The sequence below is a fragment of the Flavobacterium sp. genome (assembly GCF_044369455.1).
In the GTDB taxonomy this organism is placed as follows: Bacteria; Bacteroidota; Bacteroidia; order Flavobacteriales; family Flavobacteriaceae; genus Flavobacterium.
This window is the reverse complement of sequence record NZ_JBIPLW010000001.1, coordinates 292,645-307,977: the sequence shown is the minus strand read 5'-3', so window position 1 is coordinate 307,977 and position 15,333 is coordinate 292,645. Positions and strand designations below refer to the sequence as shown.

Annotated in this window: 13 protein-coding genes and 1 tRNA gene; 12 read left to right on the top strand and 2 right to left on the bottom strand. The window is 32.6% G+C overall.

Translation table 11 applies throughout. The annotated features are described in order from the left end of the window. Nucleotides 1-36: 36 nt before the first annotated feature. The 6 genes from ruvC (at nucleotide 37) to ACIQ2L_RS01280 (ending at nucleotide 4,209) form a co-directional block, all read left to right on the top strand. On the top strand, nucleotides 37-591 hold the full coding sequence (gene ruvC / locus ACIQ2L_RS01305) for a crossover junction endodeoxyribonuclease RuvC (protein ID WP_396155660.1): 555 nt from the start codon (nucleotides 37-39) through the stop codon (nucleotides 589-591). 44 nt (nucleotides 592-635) lie between these two features. Next, the gene (locus ACIQ2L_RS01300; RefSeq protein WP_396155658.1) at nucleotides 636-1,007 is read left to right on the top strand and encodes a four helix bundle protein; all 372 of its coding nucleotides are present in this window, start codon (nucleotides 636-638) and stop codon (nucleotides 1,005-1,007) included. A gap of 42 nt (nucleotides 1,008-1,049) precedes the next feature. Beyond that, a complete protein-coding gene (hemW, locus tag ACIQ2L_RS01295; RefSeq protein WP_396155656.1) occupies nucleotides 1,050-2,207 on the top strand; it encodes a radical SAM family heme chaperone HemW in 1,158 nt (385 codons plus the stop codon). Nucleotides 2,208-2,511: 304 nt separating this feature from the next. Beyond that, nucleotides 2,512-3,318: a cyclase family protein gene (locus tag ACIQ2L_RS01290; RefSeq protein WP_396155654.1), complete on the top strand. Its 807-nt coding sequence runs from the start codon at nucleotides 2,512-2,514 to the stop codon at nucleotides 3,316-3,318. A 77-nt stretch (nucleotides 3,319-3,395) separates the two neighbouring features. Further along, nucleotides 3,396-3,803: a GNAT family N-acetyltransferase gene (locus ACIQ2L_RS01285; RefSeq protein WP_396155653.1), complete on the top strand. Its 408-nt coding sequence runs from the start codon at nucleotides 3,396-3,398 to the stop codon at nucleotides 3,801-3,803. A gap of 34 nt (nucleotides 3,804-3,837) precedes the next feature. Next, nucleotides 3,838-4,209, top strand: coding sequence for an MmcQ/YjbR family DNA-binding protein (locus ACIQ2L_RS01280; RefSeq protein ID WP_396155651.1), 372 nt, complete (start codon nucleotides 3,838-3,840; stop codon nucleotides 4,207-4,209). 118 nt (nucleotides 4,210-4,327) lie between these two features. On the opposite strand, the gene ACIQ2L_RS01275 is transcribed toward ACIQ2L_RS01280, so the two are convergent. Next, a complete protein-coding gene (locus ACIQ2L_RS01275) occupies nucleotides 4,328-5,428 on the bottom strand; it encodes a DUF4407 domain-containing protein (protein ID WP_396155649.1) in 1,101 nt (366 codons plus the stop codon). A gap of 138 nt (nucleotides 5,429-5,566) precedes the next feature. Here ACIQ2L_RS01275 and ACIQ2L_RS01270 point away from each other — a divergent pair, with 138 nt between their 5' ends. Continuing rightward, the gene (locus ACIQ2L_RS01270) at nucleotides 5,567-7,963 is read left to right on the top strand and encodes a T9SS type A sorting domain-containing protein (protein ID WP_396155648.1); all 2,397 of its coding nucleotides are present in this window, start codon (nucleotides 5,567-5,569) and stop codon (nucleotides 7,961-7,963) included. A gap of 281 nt (nucleotides 7,964-8,244) precedes the next feature. On the opposite strand, the gene ACIQ2L_RS01265 is transcribed toward ACIQ2L_RS01270, so the two are convergent. Next, the gene (locus tag ACIQ2L_RS01265; RefSeq protein ID WP_396155646.1) at nucleotides 8,245-9,633 is read right to left on the bottom strand and encodes a dipeptidase; all 1,389 of its coding nucleotides are present in this window, start codon (nucleotides 9,631-9,633) and stop codon (nucleotides 8,245-8,247) included. 182 nt (nucleotides 9,634-9,815) lie between these two features. Here ACIQ2L_RS01265 and ACIQ2L_RS01260 point away from each other — a divergent pair. The 5 genes from ACIQ2L_RS01260 to ACIQ2L_RS01240 all read left to right on the top strand — a co-directional run bounded on the left by ACIQ2L_RS01260 (nucleotide 9,816) and on the right by ACIQ2L_RS01240 (nucleotide 15,190). Beyond that, nucleotides 9,816-9,897, top strand: a tRNA-Leu gene (locus ACIQ2L_RS01260). A 239-nt stretch (nucleotides 9,898-10,136) separates the two neighbouring features. Further along, nucleotides 10,137-12,518, top strand: a complete 2,382-nt coding sequence (locus tag ACIQ2L_RS01255; RefSeq protein WP_396155644.1) for a TonB-dependent receptor domain-containing protein — start codon at nucleotides 10,137-10,139, stop codon at nucleotides 12,516-12,518. A 42-nt stretch (nucleotides 12,519-12,560) separates the two neighbouring features. Then, on the top strand, nucleotides 12,561-13,415 hold the full coding sequence (locus tag ACIQ2L_RS01250) for a DUF4249 domain-containing protein (RefSeq protein WP_396155642.1): 855 nt from the start codon (nucleotides 12,561-12,563) through the stop codon (nucleotides 13,413-13,415). A 64-nt stretch (nucleotides 13,416-13,479) separates the two neighbouring features. Continuing rightward, on the top strand, nucleotides 13,480-14,457 hold the full coding sequence (locus ACIQ2L_RS01245; RefSeq protein WP_396155641.1) for a sensor histidine kinase: 978 nt from the start codon (nucleotides 13,480-13,482) through the stop codon (nucleotides 14,455-14,457). Next, entirely contained in the window at nucleotides 14,450-15,190 is a 741-nt protein-coding gene (locus ACIQ2L_RS01240) for a LytR/AlgR family response regulator transcription factor (RefSeq protein ID WP_396155639.1), read from the top strand. The genes ACIQ2L_RS01245 and ACIQ2L_RS01240 overlap by 8 nt, the downstream gene beginning before the upstream one ends. Nucleotides 15,191-15,333 lie beyond the last annotated feature (143 nt).

The following is a 15,333-nucleotide window of genomic DNA, read 5'->3' as shown; positions in this document are numbered from 1 at the left end:
TTGAACTTGAAACTCGAAACCTGAAACAAAAAACTTTTGGCAAACGAACGCATCATATTAGGAATTGACCCAGGAACCACCATTATGGGATTTGGGTTGATCAAGGTAGTCAACAAAAAAATGGAATTCATTCAGTTGAACGAATTGATTTTGAGTAAATATGATGACCATTACACCAAGCTTAAAGTTATTTTTGAACGTACGATTGAACTTATCGATACCCATCATCCTGACGAAATAGCTATTGAAGCACCATTTTTTGGGAAGAATGTACAATCAATGCTCAAACTTGGACGAGCACAAGGCGTGGCTATGGCAGCTGGTTTATCACGCCAAATTCCAATTACCGAATACGAACCTAAAAAAATAAAAATGGCAATCACCGGAAACGGAAATGCCAGCAAAGAACAAGTGGCAAAAATGCTCCAGCAGCTTTTAGGTTTGAAAGAATTACCAAAGAATTTAGATTCCACCGATGGTTTGGCAGCAGCAGTTTGTCATTTTTTCAATTCCGGTAAAACCGTTGGCGAAAAAAGTTATACGGGTTGGGATGCTTTTGTGAAACAGAATGAAGAGCGAATAAAGAAGTAGTGTTCAGTGCTCAGTTTTTTAGTGTTCAGTTTAAAAATTTACGTATGAGATTTCAAGATTTATTAGCTTATAAAAAAGGGTTTGAGGTTGCCATGGAAATTTTTGAACTAACTAAAAGTTTTCCAAAGGAAGAAACATATTCATTGACAGACCAAATTAGAAGAAGTTCAAGAAGCGTCACTATTACTATTTCTGAAGCTTATAGAAAAAGAGAATATCCAAAGTATTTTCATAGTAAGTTAACTGATGCCGATGCTGAAAACTCCGAAACACAAGGTTGGTTAGAATATTCTTTAGCATGCAATTATATTACAAATGAAATGTATCAACAAATAGTTGAAAAGTCTGAAGAAGTAGGTAGATTGATAAATTATATGATATTAAATCCTGAAAAATTTGGTTCTAAAAATCACTAATATCAAACTGAATACTAATAACTGAAAACTGAACACTTCAAAATGAGCGGCATCTATATCCACATCCCTTTCTGCAAGCAAGCCTGTCATTATTGCGACTTCCATTTTTCGACTTCATTAAAGAAAAAAGATGAGATGGTTTTGGCTTTGGCCAAAGAAATTGCGTTGCGTAAAAGTGAATTTCAAGATGATGCAGTTGAAACCATTTATTTTGGTGGCGGAACGCCATCGATATTGCAGATTGCAGATATTCGATTGTTGATTGATGAAGTGTATCGAAATTACAAAGTTGTTGATAATCCCGAAATAACCCTAGAAGCCAACCCCGATGATTTAACCCCAATCTTGTCATTCCGAGGAACGAGGAATCTCTTTAAAGAATTTAAAGCAATAGGCGTTAACCGTCTTTCTATCGGAATTCAATCTTTTTTTGAAGACGATTTAAAGCTGATGAACCGAGCACACAATTCAGAAGAGGCAAAGAGTTGTTTAGAAATCGCCTCACAATATTTTGATAATATTTCGATCGATTTGATATATGGTATACCCAATATGAGCAACGAAAAATGGCTGCACAATATTGAAACCGCTTTGTCTTTCAATATTCCACATATCTCCAGTTATGCCTTGACCGTAGAACCCAAAACAGCATTGCATACTTTTATCCAAAAAGGAATTATTCCGCAGCTGGATGATGAGGTGGCACAAGAACATTTTCATTTACTGGTGGATAAACTAGAAGAAAATGGGTTTATCCATTATGAATTGTCCAATTTTGGGAAAGAAAACTATTTTTCTAAAAACAATTCGAGTTATTGGTTGGGGAAAAAATACATCGGAATTGGTCCGTCAGCGCATAGCTATAGCGGAATTTCTAGAAGTTGGAATGTGTCAAATAATGTACTTTATTTGAAATCAATTTCTGAAAACACATTACCATCTGAAACAGAAACCTTAACTAAAACCGACCGTTATAACGAATATGTAATGACAGGTTTGCGCACTATTTGGGGTATTTCTTTAAACCGAATTGAAACCGAATTTGGGAAGACCTATTTGGATTATTTAAACCAACAGGCAGCAAAATACATCGAAGATCATTTGCTTTTTGTGGATGAAAACATTTTGAGGACAACCAAAAGTGGGAAGTTTTTGAGTGATGGAATTGCATCAGACTTATTTTTGTTAAATTTGGAATGATTTAACATTAAGAAGTTAAGATTAATTAAGGTTTTCATTAAGTCTTAACTAAGCTTAATGTGAATTTCTTAATTCCTTAATGGTTAAAATTTGAAAGCAATAATTAATAACATCGAAATCGACTTATCAAAACCTATTGATATATCCATTCCGTAAATGCTAAGTTTTTGAGTGATGGAATTGCATCAGACTTATTTTTGTTAAATTTGGAATGAAATAGGAACGCTGATAGAACGGATGCAAGCACCGCTGATAAAATCTGTTAAAATCCGCGTTATAATATCAGTAAAATCCGCGTTCAATTATGCTAGCTTTCATAGATAATAAATTCAAAATTGACTTATCAAAACCTCTTGATATTTCTATTCCATTAACAAATACTGATGCAAATCCGATTGCCTGGTATATAGAAAAACCTGAAATCGAGCCAGTAAAATTTGGAGATTGGATTGGAAAAGTATCCGAAGGAAGCTCGACCAATTTTAACAATATTTTCTTTAATCCTCATGGGCATGGAACGCATACAGAATGTTTGGGGCACATTACACGGGAATTTTATTCTATAAATCAATGTTTGAAACAGTTTTTCTTTTTCTCTGAATTGATTTCCATTACACCAGAAAACATAAATGGCGATTTAGTAATAACAAAAGATCAAATTCAACATCATTTTGTCATTTCGACGAAGGAGAAATCACATAATCAAATCCAAAATCCAGAAGCAATTATAATCCGAACACTACCAAATCTTGAAGAAAAAAAACATAAAAATTATTCTAAAACCAATCCTCCTTATTTGGCTGAAGCTGCTGCAATATTCATTCGAGAGATTGGAATTAAACATTTATTAATCGATTTGCCCAGTGTGGATAGGGAAGAAGACGAAGGGAAATTATTGGCACACAAAGCGTTTTGGAATGTGAAAGATGTAAATAATCTCAATACTGATGCTAGACTAGATTGCACGATTACCGAATTGATTTTTGTAGATGATACTATTCAAGACGGGAGTTATGTTTTAAACTTACAAATGGCGTCGTTTGAAAATGATGCTTCGCCTAGTAAACCAATTCTTTATAGTGTTCACTGTTCAGAAAATAGTGTTCAGTAAAATAGCTGACAACTTGAAACTTAACTTGAACTTGAAAACGTATTAACTGATTACTAAAAACTGACCACTGACCACTAATGATAACCGTTTCTACCGATAAAACCAAATTGGATGTTCCATTTATTCAAAACTTTTTGAAGGATATTTATTGGGCAGCGGGAAGAACAATGGATGAAGTACAAACCACCATTGACGCTTCATTTTGCTTCGGAATTTATTTAGATGACGAACAAATTGGTTTTGCCAGAGTAGTTACGGATTATGTGGTTTTTGCCTATTTGATGGATGTGTTTATTGATGAAAATCATCGCGGTAAAGGATATTCTTCTTTATTGATTAAAGCTATGATGAACGAACCCCAATTGCAACAAGTCAAAATTTGGCGTTTGGCAACATCAGATGCCCATTTTTTATATGAGAAATTCGGATTTACACCGTTAGCTCATCCTGAAAAAATGATGGAAAAAGTTATCAAAATTTCATAAATCAAAAATCGTTAATCAACAATCTTTAATTGTCATGAACATCCAACAACTTTATGAATTTTGTCTTTCCAAAAAAGCGGTGACCGAACATTTTCCGTTTGATGAAGACACTTTGGTCTTTAAAGTGGGTGGAAAAATGTTTTGTCTGACTTCAATTAAAGAATGGGAAAACGGAACACCGTCTTTAAATCTGAAATGCGACCCCGAAAGAGCAGAGGAATTACGTGCCCAATATGAAGCGATAAAACCGGGTTATCACATGAGTAAAATTCATTGGAATACAGTCGATTTTAAAAGTGATGTTCCCGATAAAATGATGTGTGAGTTAATCAATCATTCTTATGATATAGTATTTAAAAGTTTGACCAAAAAGTTACGAGACGAAATTAATAGATCAACAGATTAAACACGAAGACACAAAGGTTCTACACGAAGTTCACTAAGAAAAAGAAACTCAATACTTTATAATATTGGGTTTTCTTTGTGCTCATTGTGCCTTCTTTGTGTGCTTTGTGGTTAAAAAATCACATTGATTTTCGCTGCTTTTCTACAAAACCATCGGCCTGAAGTTTAAGTAATTCGGTGGCGCCTTTTTTCTTATAGTTGTATAACTCCTTATCATCTCTGATGTCAGCATAGACTTTATCATAAATTTCGGCATCGGTTTTCTTCTGCAATTCGCTTTGATACCGGTTTTGAGAAATCACATTTTTGATGCCCATTTCTAAATCTTCTTGCTTGAAATCATATTCTCCTTTTGGCGATAATAATTTGGCAATGATGGGTGAAGTTTCAATCGCTAAAAATAGCAACATTATAAATAAAGAAGGAAGCGATGGCAATTTCCCAAGCGCATTGATTCGCGCCATTAATCCATCAAAACCGTCAATAATAGGTTGGGTTTCGCTCACTTTTTTATCCAAATCGGTTTGCAACGTTTTGGCTCTTGCTTCTTTTTCGGCTATGATTTTGGTATTGTTTATTTTCAACGAATCCAGTTGTTTGACAGCCAAATCATGAGCCATTCGTTTCTCTTTATAAATCGGACCTTTCCCCATTTTTTTAGTTCCTGCCGATCCTTCCGCTTCGGTGATGTAAGATTGGTATAAATCGGCAACCTCTTTTTCTTTTTTAGCAATGCCCGATTTCAAACTGTCCATTTCCGCTTTGTTTTTATCGACATCCGTTTTGAAATAATTCGCCACCTGATTTTTATTGGCAATCGCCATTTCGTTTTTCACCTTTAGTAAAACCGTATTGATTTCTTTTTCAAAGATTTTAATCTCCAATGGTTTTGAAATTACAATTGCAATGATAACCGCCAAAACAATACGTGGAGATGCCTGAATCAATTCGTCTAGAAAACTGTCTCGTTTCTTTATGGTTGAAACGATAAATCGGTCTAAGTTGAAAATTAAAAATCCCCAAACTAATCCAAAAGCAATAGCAATATAGTGATTGTCAAAAACGGTATAAAGCGCATAACTACCAGCAATAAAAGCCATAACTGCTGTAAAAAACACAGTGGCGCCAATGCCAGCGTATTTGTTTTGTTCGCCGTTGGAACAAGAGTTCACAATGTCACTATCGGCACCAGAACAAAGGAGGAAAAAACGTTTTAACATGATGATTGATTTTTTTGATGATGATGATACAAATATAACGCCAAAAGATAAAGTTTATTGTAAGGTGTTCAAAATTAGTCTACTATAATTATTCTTTTGTTTTTAATTTACTTACCTTTGTATTATAAATTTTCCTTTATGAAACAATTATATTTTCTTATGCTGCTCGTTTTCACATTATTTGCCAACGGACAGATAATCAATTTTCCAGATCCTAATTTTAAAGCTAAATTGATGCAACCTTATGTGGCTGTTGACAATAATTATAATGATGTATATCTTGATGCCAATAACGATGGTGAAATTGAAGTGAGTGAAGTAATCAATGTGTGGCAATTGGATGTTTCCAATGCTAATATTTCTGATTTAACTGGAATTAATTACTTTGTAAGTTTAAAAAACTTATATTGTAACAATAATTTGTTGACGACCTTAACTCTTAGTCCTTCTATTACTTTAAATTCGCTCGATGTTAGCCATAATGACTTGACAACTATTGATGTATCATTTCAATTGAATGGAGATGGAAATATACTGGCATCCTACAACAATCTTACTTCGTTTATCATTCCTCCCGGGTATCATGAAAGTGTTGACCTAAGTCACAATCAATTGACCAATTTGACCTTTAATAACACTTATATGGATTTTCTTAATTTAAGCTATAACAATTTGTCATCTATGCAGGTAATTGGTAGCACAGGAGGATATTTTTATACAAACATCAGCAATAATCAATTTACCACTTTAGATCTTTCAAATTTTGGCAGTTTCGATACAAACAGCTCCGTGCTTAATATTTCAGGAAACAACAATCTGAATAGTATTGTTTTTGGTCCTTATCAGCCAATGGAAGTGTATTACTCAGCTTTAAACAGTACACATTTGGATTTGGGTAATTATAATAATTTACCTGATTGCGCGGGAATACGTCCGAGAGTAAGTATTAGTGGCTCACCCAATCTTACAAATATTCGTTTCAAGAATGGATTTAATTATTATGATGTTACTTGTGATGAAGGAGGATTTATATTCCAAATTTCGGGTTTGAATCTGAGTATAACGGGTTGCCCTGCTCTATCGCATCTATGTGTTGACGAAGGAGAGCGAGATTTCTTTCAGACACGGATCAATCAACTGGGGCTTCAAAATCAGGTACAAGTTAATTCTTATTGTAGCTTCACGCCAGGCGGTACATTTTATACAGTAAATGGGTCAACACAATTTGATTCTAACGGCAATGGTTGTGATGCTGGCGATTTTGCCATACCCAACCAACAATTCACTATAAGTAACGGAACGGAAACAGGCACCATCATTTCTGATGCTTCAGGAAATTATGTATTGAATGTTGGTCAAGGGACACATACCATTACACCGATTATTCAAAACCCTACAGGATTTATAGTTTCGCCATCTAATTCAGTGGTTAATTTCCCATCACAAAATAGCCCAATAACACAAAATTTTTGTATAGCAGCGGGAACACCATTGCATGATTTTGAAATCACATTAATTCCACTTAACCCGGCAGTTCCGGGTTTTGACTCAAATTATAAAATAGTATATAAGAATACCGGAAACACTATTGATAGCGGAACGATAATCCTGAATTTTCCCGATGCTGTTTTGGATTTTGTTTCAGCTTCAATATTGCCAATAACCAATTCAGGCGGAACTTTGAATTGGTCGTTTGACAATTTAATGCCTTTTGAAATCAGAACCATAATCCTCACATTTAATCTGAACCAACCAATGGAAACGCCACCGTTGAATGGTGGCGATGTGCTGCATTTTACAACATCAATTGCTGAAAGCGGAGTGGTTCAACCTTTTCCAAACAACCATTTATTGAATCAAACGTTGGTGAATTCCTTTGACCCGAATGATAAAATCTGTTTGGAAGGCGAAACATTAGGCACTGATTTTATTGGGGGTTATGTTTCCTATAAAATCCGATTTGAAAATACAGGAACATTTCCGGCACAAAATATTGTGGTAAAAGATATTATTGATATGAGTAAATTTGACATAACAACCTTAACAGCTGTCATCGGAAGTCATAATTTTTATACGAGAATCGCAGGAAATAAAGTGGAGTTCATTTTTGAAAATATAAATTTACCTTTTGATGATGCCAGCAATGATGGTTATGTTGTTTTCAAAATAAAACTATTACCATCTGTGACACAGGGAATAAATTTTTCAAATCAAGCGAGTATTTATTTTGATTATAATTTTCCAATCATCACTAATACTACCAATTCTGTAATTGAAAATCTAGGTGTTACTTATTTTGATTTTGAAAATCAATTCAAAATTTTCCCTGTGCCTACAACAAATGTATTACAATTAATATCAAAAGATAATTTAGAAATATCTGACATTGAATTATATAATAGCATGGGGCAAATTATTCAAAAGGCGATAGGTAATCAACAAAGTATTGATGTTTCTAATTTGTCTAAGGGGAGTTATTATTTGAAAATTAAAACAGAAAATTTGACTTTTGTTAAACAATTTTTAAAAGATTAGTCAATAAAAAAAGTCTAAAACTGAAAGGTTTTTATATTATTTGAGATAATTATTTTCTTGCGTTAGGGATTGAAGAGGAAATCCTGACATTGCGAATCAATTATGGCTAGATGGATTGCTTCGTTCCTCGCAATGACAGATTGAAACGGAAAGCCCGACCTCGTTGCTAATCATAACTTCTTTAAAGCAATATATTTGCGCAACGAGGGAACGCCCAAAAAAATCCGTTCACTCAATTAAGAATAAACGGATTTTGAGACTTTGCGACTTTGCAAGAATTTCTATTTACTCAACTCCACAAAATACTTATAGAACAACGGAATGGTTTCAATTCCTTTTAAGTAATTAAAAATTCCGAAATGTTCATTAGGTGAGTGAATGGCATCCGAATCCAAGCCAAATCCCATCAGAATAGTTTTTGATTTCAATTCTTTTTCGAACAACGCCACGATAGGAATACTTCCCCCAGAACGAACCGGAATAGCGGGAACTCCAAAAGTTTCGGTATATGCTTTATTTGCTGCTTTGTATCCAATACTATCAATTGGCGTTACATATCCTTGTCCGCCATGATGTGGTGTCACTTTTACTTTCACCGATTTTGGACCAATACTTTCAAAGTGTTTTTTAAACAATTCAGTAATTTCATTCCAATCTTGGTTTGGGACTAATCGCATCGAAATTTTTGCATACGCTTTGCTGGCAATGACGGTTTTGGCACCTTCGCCAGTATAACCGCCCCAAATTCCGTTGACGTCTAAAGTTGGACGAATAGCGTTTCTTTCATTGGTTACATAACCCGTTTCACCATAAACATCATCGATATCTAAGGCCTTTTTATAATGGTCTAAAGAAAAAGGTGCTTTGGCCATTTCGGCTCTTTCGGCAGCGGTTAATTCTTCTACTTTATCATAAAATCCGGGAATGGTAATGTGATTGTTTTCATCATGAAGGGAAGCAATCATCTTCGTCAACACATTGATTGGATTGGCAACGGCACCGCCATATAATCCGGAGTGTAAATCGCGATTGGGACCAGTAACTTCCACTTCAACATAGCTTAAACCACGCAAACCAGTGGTAATGCTTGGTTGTTGGTTGGATATCATTCCCGTATCGGAAATCAAAATCACATCACAGCTTAATTTTTCTTGATTGTTTTCTACAAACCAGCTCAAACTTTTGGAACCTACTTCTTCTTCGCCTTCAATCATGAATTTCACATTGCAAGGCAAGCAGTTGTTAGCAATCATATATTCAAAAGCTTTGACATGCATATACATTTGTCCTTTGTCATCGCAAGCACCACGTGCAAAAATGGCGCCTTCAGGATGAATTTCGGTAACTTTAATAACGGGTTCAAATGGTGGCGAAGTCCACAGTTCTAGTGGATCTGGCGGTTGCACGTCATAATGTCCGTAAACCAAAACAGTAGGCAGATTTTTGTCGATGATGTGCTCTCCAAACACAATTGGATAACCCGGTGTTTCGCATATTTCTACAACGCTACAGCCTGCTTTTTCTAAACTAGATTTTACGGCATCGGCGGTGTTAATTACATCTTGAGCATAAACGCTATCCGCACTTACGGAAGGAATTTTTAATAATTCGATTAATTCATTGATAAAACGTTCCTTATTTTGTTGAACGTAGTTTTTTATAGTGTCCATTGTAGTTGTTAATTAATACCGTCAAATATACGAATTGAAATTCCAATATTTAAAATTCCAAATTCCAATTTAAGATAGCTAAAGATGTTTTTTTGGAATTTGGGATTTGTCCTTTGGAATTTCAAAATAATAACTATATTTGCACTCACATTTGCTGGCGCCAGTTCGCTAGCGCTCGTGTTGCGGGTATGGTGAAATTGGTAGACATGCCAGACTTAGGATCTGGTGCCGCAAGGCGTGTAGGTTCGAGTCCTATTACCCGCACAAAAGTTTCAACATAAGTTGGAACTTTTTTTTTGTGTAGGTTCTCCCGAAGCTTCGGGAATGTCCCTACTACAGATACCTTTTCTGCATTACCATCCTAAAATTTACTCTAATTAGCACTAATCTATAATTTAAAAAAAAATCGAGGTTTATCAGGAAAAGTAAGGTTTCATCAGAAATTCAAATCAATATTTTGGACTAGATCCTATTTTTGATTCGTAATTTAAAAATAGTTCTTTATGAAAAACCTTAGTTTAATTTATTTTTTATTTTTGGCTTTTATCTCCTATGGCCAAAATAAGTTCAATGTTTCAGGATATGTTGGAGATGCGAAGACTGGTGAAAAATTATATGGTGTAAATGTATACACTGATAATAAAGCGTTTACGGTAACTAACGAGTATGGTTTTTATTCCTTTTCATTAGAAGAAGGTAAACATACAATTTATGTAAGTTATATTGGTTATAAAACTATTGAAAAAAAAATTGAAATAAAATCTAACATTAAAATTGATTTTAAATTAGAAGACGACTCATTTAGTCTAAATGAAGTAGTTGTAAAATCATCTAAAATTGACTACAAAGTAAAAAGTGCTGAAATGAGTGTTAATACACTGAAAGCGGCAACAATAAAAAAATTACCTGCAATTTTAGGAGAACCTGATGTACTTAAATCTATTCAATTACTTCCAGGGGTTTCAAGTGTCAACGAGGCATCATCAGGTTTTAATGTAAGAGGAGGAAGTGCAGATCAAAACTTAATTTTATTAGACGAAGCTACTATTTATAATGCCTCACATTTGTTTGGATTTTTTTCTGTTTTCAATTCAGATGCTATTAAAGATGTCAAACTATACAAAGGAGGAATTCCATCGAGTTATGGCGGTAGATTGTCATCCGTTTTAGATGTTAGACAAAAAGAAGGAAACAAAAATAAATTTAACGGAGAAGCGGGCATTGGGATAATAGCAAGTAGAGTGTTAGTAGAAGGTCCAATACAAAAAGACTCGCTTGGTGTTGGAAGAGGTTCTTACATGTTTGCTGGGAGAAGATCTTATGTTGACGCATTTACATTTTTAAGTTCAGAGTTTAGAGACAATAAACTGTTTTTTTATGATTTAAATTTGAAAGCTAATTATGACTTGAACGAGAATAACAAATTATTCCTATCTGGTTATTTTGGTAGAGATCGATTTGAATTACCTAAATTTTTAGGAACTTCTTGGGGAAATGTAATTAGTACTTTGAGATGGACAAATACTATTAATGAAAAGCTATTTTTTCAAACATCAGGTATTTTTTCAAACTATGTTTATGAATTGGACAATCTTAGATCGGGTTCAGAATTTAAATGGGAATCAGCCATTACAAACTTTAATTTAAAACCTAAATTAACTTGGTATGCGAGTTCAAAAGCAACATTTAAAACCGGTATTGATTTCACTTATTTTAAGTTTAACCCAGGTAAAATATCACCTCTAGATGGTTCCAATATTAACTCCGATAAGTTTCAAAATAATTTTGCATTAGAAAATGGTATCTATTTAGATTCAAATCTTGACTTGAATGAAAAAATAAATATTGAAGCAGGTATTCGATTTTCAAACTTTATGCGATTAGGTGCAGAAAATATTAGAATATATGAAACAGGCAAACCGTTAAGCTATGATACTGTTTTTAATGTGTTTACCGAGAATGATGTTATTGGAACTGAAAATTATAGTTCTGGAAAAGTTATTAAGCAGTTTAATAATCTAGAACCAAGATTTTCAATGCGCTATTTAATTAACGATAATAACTCATTAAAGACAAGTTATAACAGAATGTTTCAATATATTCATCTTGTAACGAATACAACATCTCCTACTCCCTTAGATGTTTGGACACCAAGTGGACCTTATATTAAACCACAGTTTTCAGATCAAGTAGCCATTGGCTATTTTTCTAAAATTAAAGAGAATAAATATGATTTTTCAATAGAGGCATATTATAAGAAACTATCAAATGTAACCGATTTTAAAGATGGAGCCGATTTGCTTTTCAGAGAAGACGTTGAAACACAAGTAATACAAGGAGTTGGAAGAGCATATGGTTTAGAGTTTTTGTTAAATAAAAATGAAGGAAAGTTGACAGGTTGGTTAAGTTATACGCTCTCAAGAAGTGAAAATAAAGTGAATGGAATTAATAATAATGAATATTATGCTAACAATGCAGATCAATTACACCGTTTGAATCTAGTAGGGTTTTATAAAACCAATTCAAGATGGGACTTTGGCGGCGTTTTCACTCTTAGTACTGGTAGACCTGTCACCTATCCAACAGGGCGATATGAACAAAATGGTTTAGTTGTTGCAGACTATAGTGAAAGAAACGGAAACAGACTTCCTATTTATCATCGATTGGATATTTCGGCTACTTTAAACCCAAAAAAAGGCACAAATAAAACAGGTAAATGGATTTTTAGTATCGCAAATTTATACAACAGACAAAATGCAGCTTCAATATATTTTAGAGAAGTAAGTGAAGTAAATGATGTTGAAACCGCAACAGGCAATACTGAGGCTATTAAATTATCATTCTTTGGAATTGTTCCAAGTGTAACTTATGAATTCAAATTTTAAATTCAAATCAATAATACTATTCTAAATTAAAAAATTTTAAAAATGGAAAATTTAAAAAACATATTTATTTTGGTCATTGCAATAACAGTATTTACATCGTGTGAAGAAGACGTTACCAATGATGTTACTCTAAATTCAATTGAAAGGTTAGTAATTGAAGGAGGAATTGAAAGGAATTCCAATAGCACCTTTCAAGCTATTAGATTGACAAAAACTTTGCCCTTCTTAACTAATACACCAAACCAAGGTGTTTTAGATGCTGTTGTTACTGTTTCAGATGGGGTTACAACGTGGAATTTTACTCACTCTGGTAATGGCAACTACAGTAATAACATCTTACTTCCAGAAATTGGGAAAACCTATACTATAACAATAATTTGGAATAATGAAACCTATGTAGGATCAGACACATTAAATCAAGTCCCTTTATTTGACAATTTTTATTATGAATTGGAAGAGGAAACCCTTTTTACAGATGAAGGGTTTTTTATAAAGTTTGACTCTACCGATCCAATAGGAGTTGAAAATTATTATTACTACAGAGTTTTTAAAAATAATGTTTTTACAATAGTCCCTGATCCGGGTAATAATCAAACACTTATTGTTTCAGATGAATTTTTTGATGGACAACAAAGAATTGGAGTTAACCCTAATGAAGAAGTTTCTTTTAAAATTGGTGATATAGCAAAGGCCCAGCAATTAGCAATTTCAAAAAAATATTATCAATTTCTTTTCGAATTGTTTACTCAAACAGGTAATCAAGGAATTTCATTTATTGGAAATCCGCCTCCAGCATCAATAAAAAGTAATATAATTAACATTAGTAATCCCAAAAATAGAATTTTAGGTTATTTTTATGCAGTAGATATTGTAGAGGATAGTATTTTGATTGAGTAATTTTAATTTAGGAATGAAGAATAGATTGATCTTGTATAGTATAATTTGCTTTATATTTAGTTTTTTGAATTTTTTAGAAGACTATAATGAAAGTTCTTTTTTTGAAGCTATACAAGATCAAATTTTTTTATTTCCCCTAAGTTTTACTTTTATCTTTCTAATTTATTTGATAAGGAAGAAGACAGTTGAAAGTAATTATTATAAAAGAATTGAATTATTCGAGAAAAGAACATTCCTTTTTTTCGTCAGTATTATTACAATTGTATTTTTTAGTTTTCTTTTGAGACTAATTTCCTTGGTATTATTTAATGATGACCAAGGTTTGATATTTTTTGACACGCTTTTTTTTGCCATTCTAATTATTGTAAGTAGTGTTGTTTTATTTATCTATTTATTTGAGATTTATTTGGAAAATGAATTTGAAAAAAAGGAATTAAAAATAAGGTTAAAAGAAAATGAGATTGAAAATCTTAATGATAAATATATGTCACTTAAGAATCAACTTAACCCTCATTTCCTTTTTAATTGTTTTAGTAGCATTACTAGTTTAATTGATAGTGAACCTGAAAAAGCGATAAAATTTGTTGAGGAATTATCCAATGTTTTTCGATACAGTCTCACTAATTCTGATGAAATTTTAGTTACTTTATCTGAAGAACTTACACTATTGAATTCTTATTTTGAACTTCAAATGATTCGCCATCAAGGATTAATAAAACTTGAGAGTTCTGTAGACGTTTCTAAATTGGATTATTTAATACCTCCTCTAACGCTTGAGATATTAATAGAAAATGCTTTAAAACATACAGTATTTGATAAACATAATCCTTTGTTAATTAGTATCTATACTAGAGAAGAGCAATTGATAATTGAGAATAATTTTAATCCCAAAATAAATTCTGTAAAAACTGAATCTTTTGGAATTGGAATGAAAAGTATTAAGAAACAATATGTTTTACTAAATTGTGGAGTACCTACTTTTAAAATTGAAAACAATGTTTTTAGAGTTGAAATCCCTTTAATTAAGTCGAGTTATGATTAAAGTAATTATTATCGAAGATGAAATATTGATAGCGGAGAGATTAAAGAAAATGATTGAGTCGATTGAACCTGAAATGAAGGTCATTGAAGTGATTGACTCAGTTAAAGAGGCTATTTCTTTTTTAAGCGATAGTATACCAGATCTAATTTTTTTGGACATTAATCTTTCTGATGATTATTGTTTTAAAATTTTTGAGGAAGTAAATGTTACTTGTCCTGTTATTTTTGTTACTGCCTATTCAGAATATGCAATTAAGGCATTTGAAGTAAATAGTATTGACTATCTTTTAAAGCCAATTTCAATATCAAATTTAAAAAAGAGTATAGATAAATATAAAAGTCTTACAACATTTCCTAATTATAGTAAAATGATGATGGATATGGAATCCAGATATCGAAATCGTTTTTTAGTTAAGTTGAATAATCAATTAAAGTCAATATCTATTGATAATATCGCTTATTTTTTTTCAGAAGATAAACTAACTTTTGCCTGCCTTTTTGATGGAAAAAAATTACCTCTAGAACAAAGTTTAAAGAAAATTGAAGAAGAAGTAAATCCAATCGATTTTTATAGAGTAAATAAAAAGTTTCTAATTTCTCTAAACGCTATTGTTGAAATGTATTATGTTTCAAAATCTAAAATCAAATTGACTTTAAAGCCTAGTTTCGATGGTGAGAATATTTTTGTTGCAATTGAAAAAGTGGGTGATTTTAAATCTTGGCTTTCCAAATAAAACACGAAACAAACTAAATAAAAGCCATTCTTGTTAGAAAGATTAAAGTGATAGAATTTTCTAGAAATTCGATATGATTTGCATTCTTAATTATCAACATCAAAAACGCTAATCTTTGGTAGCGTTTTTTTAGTGGTAACAGT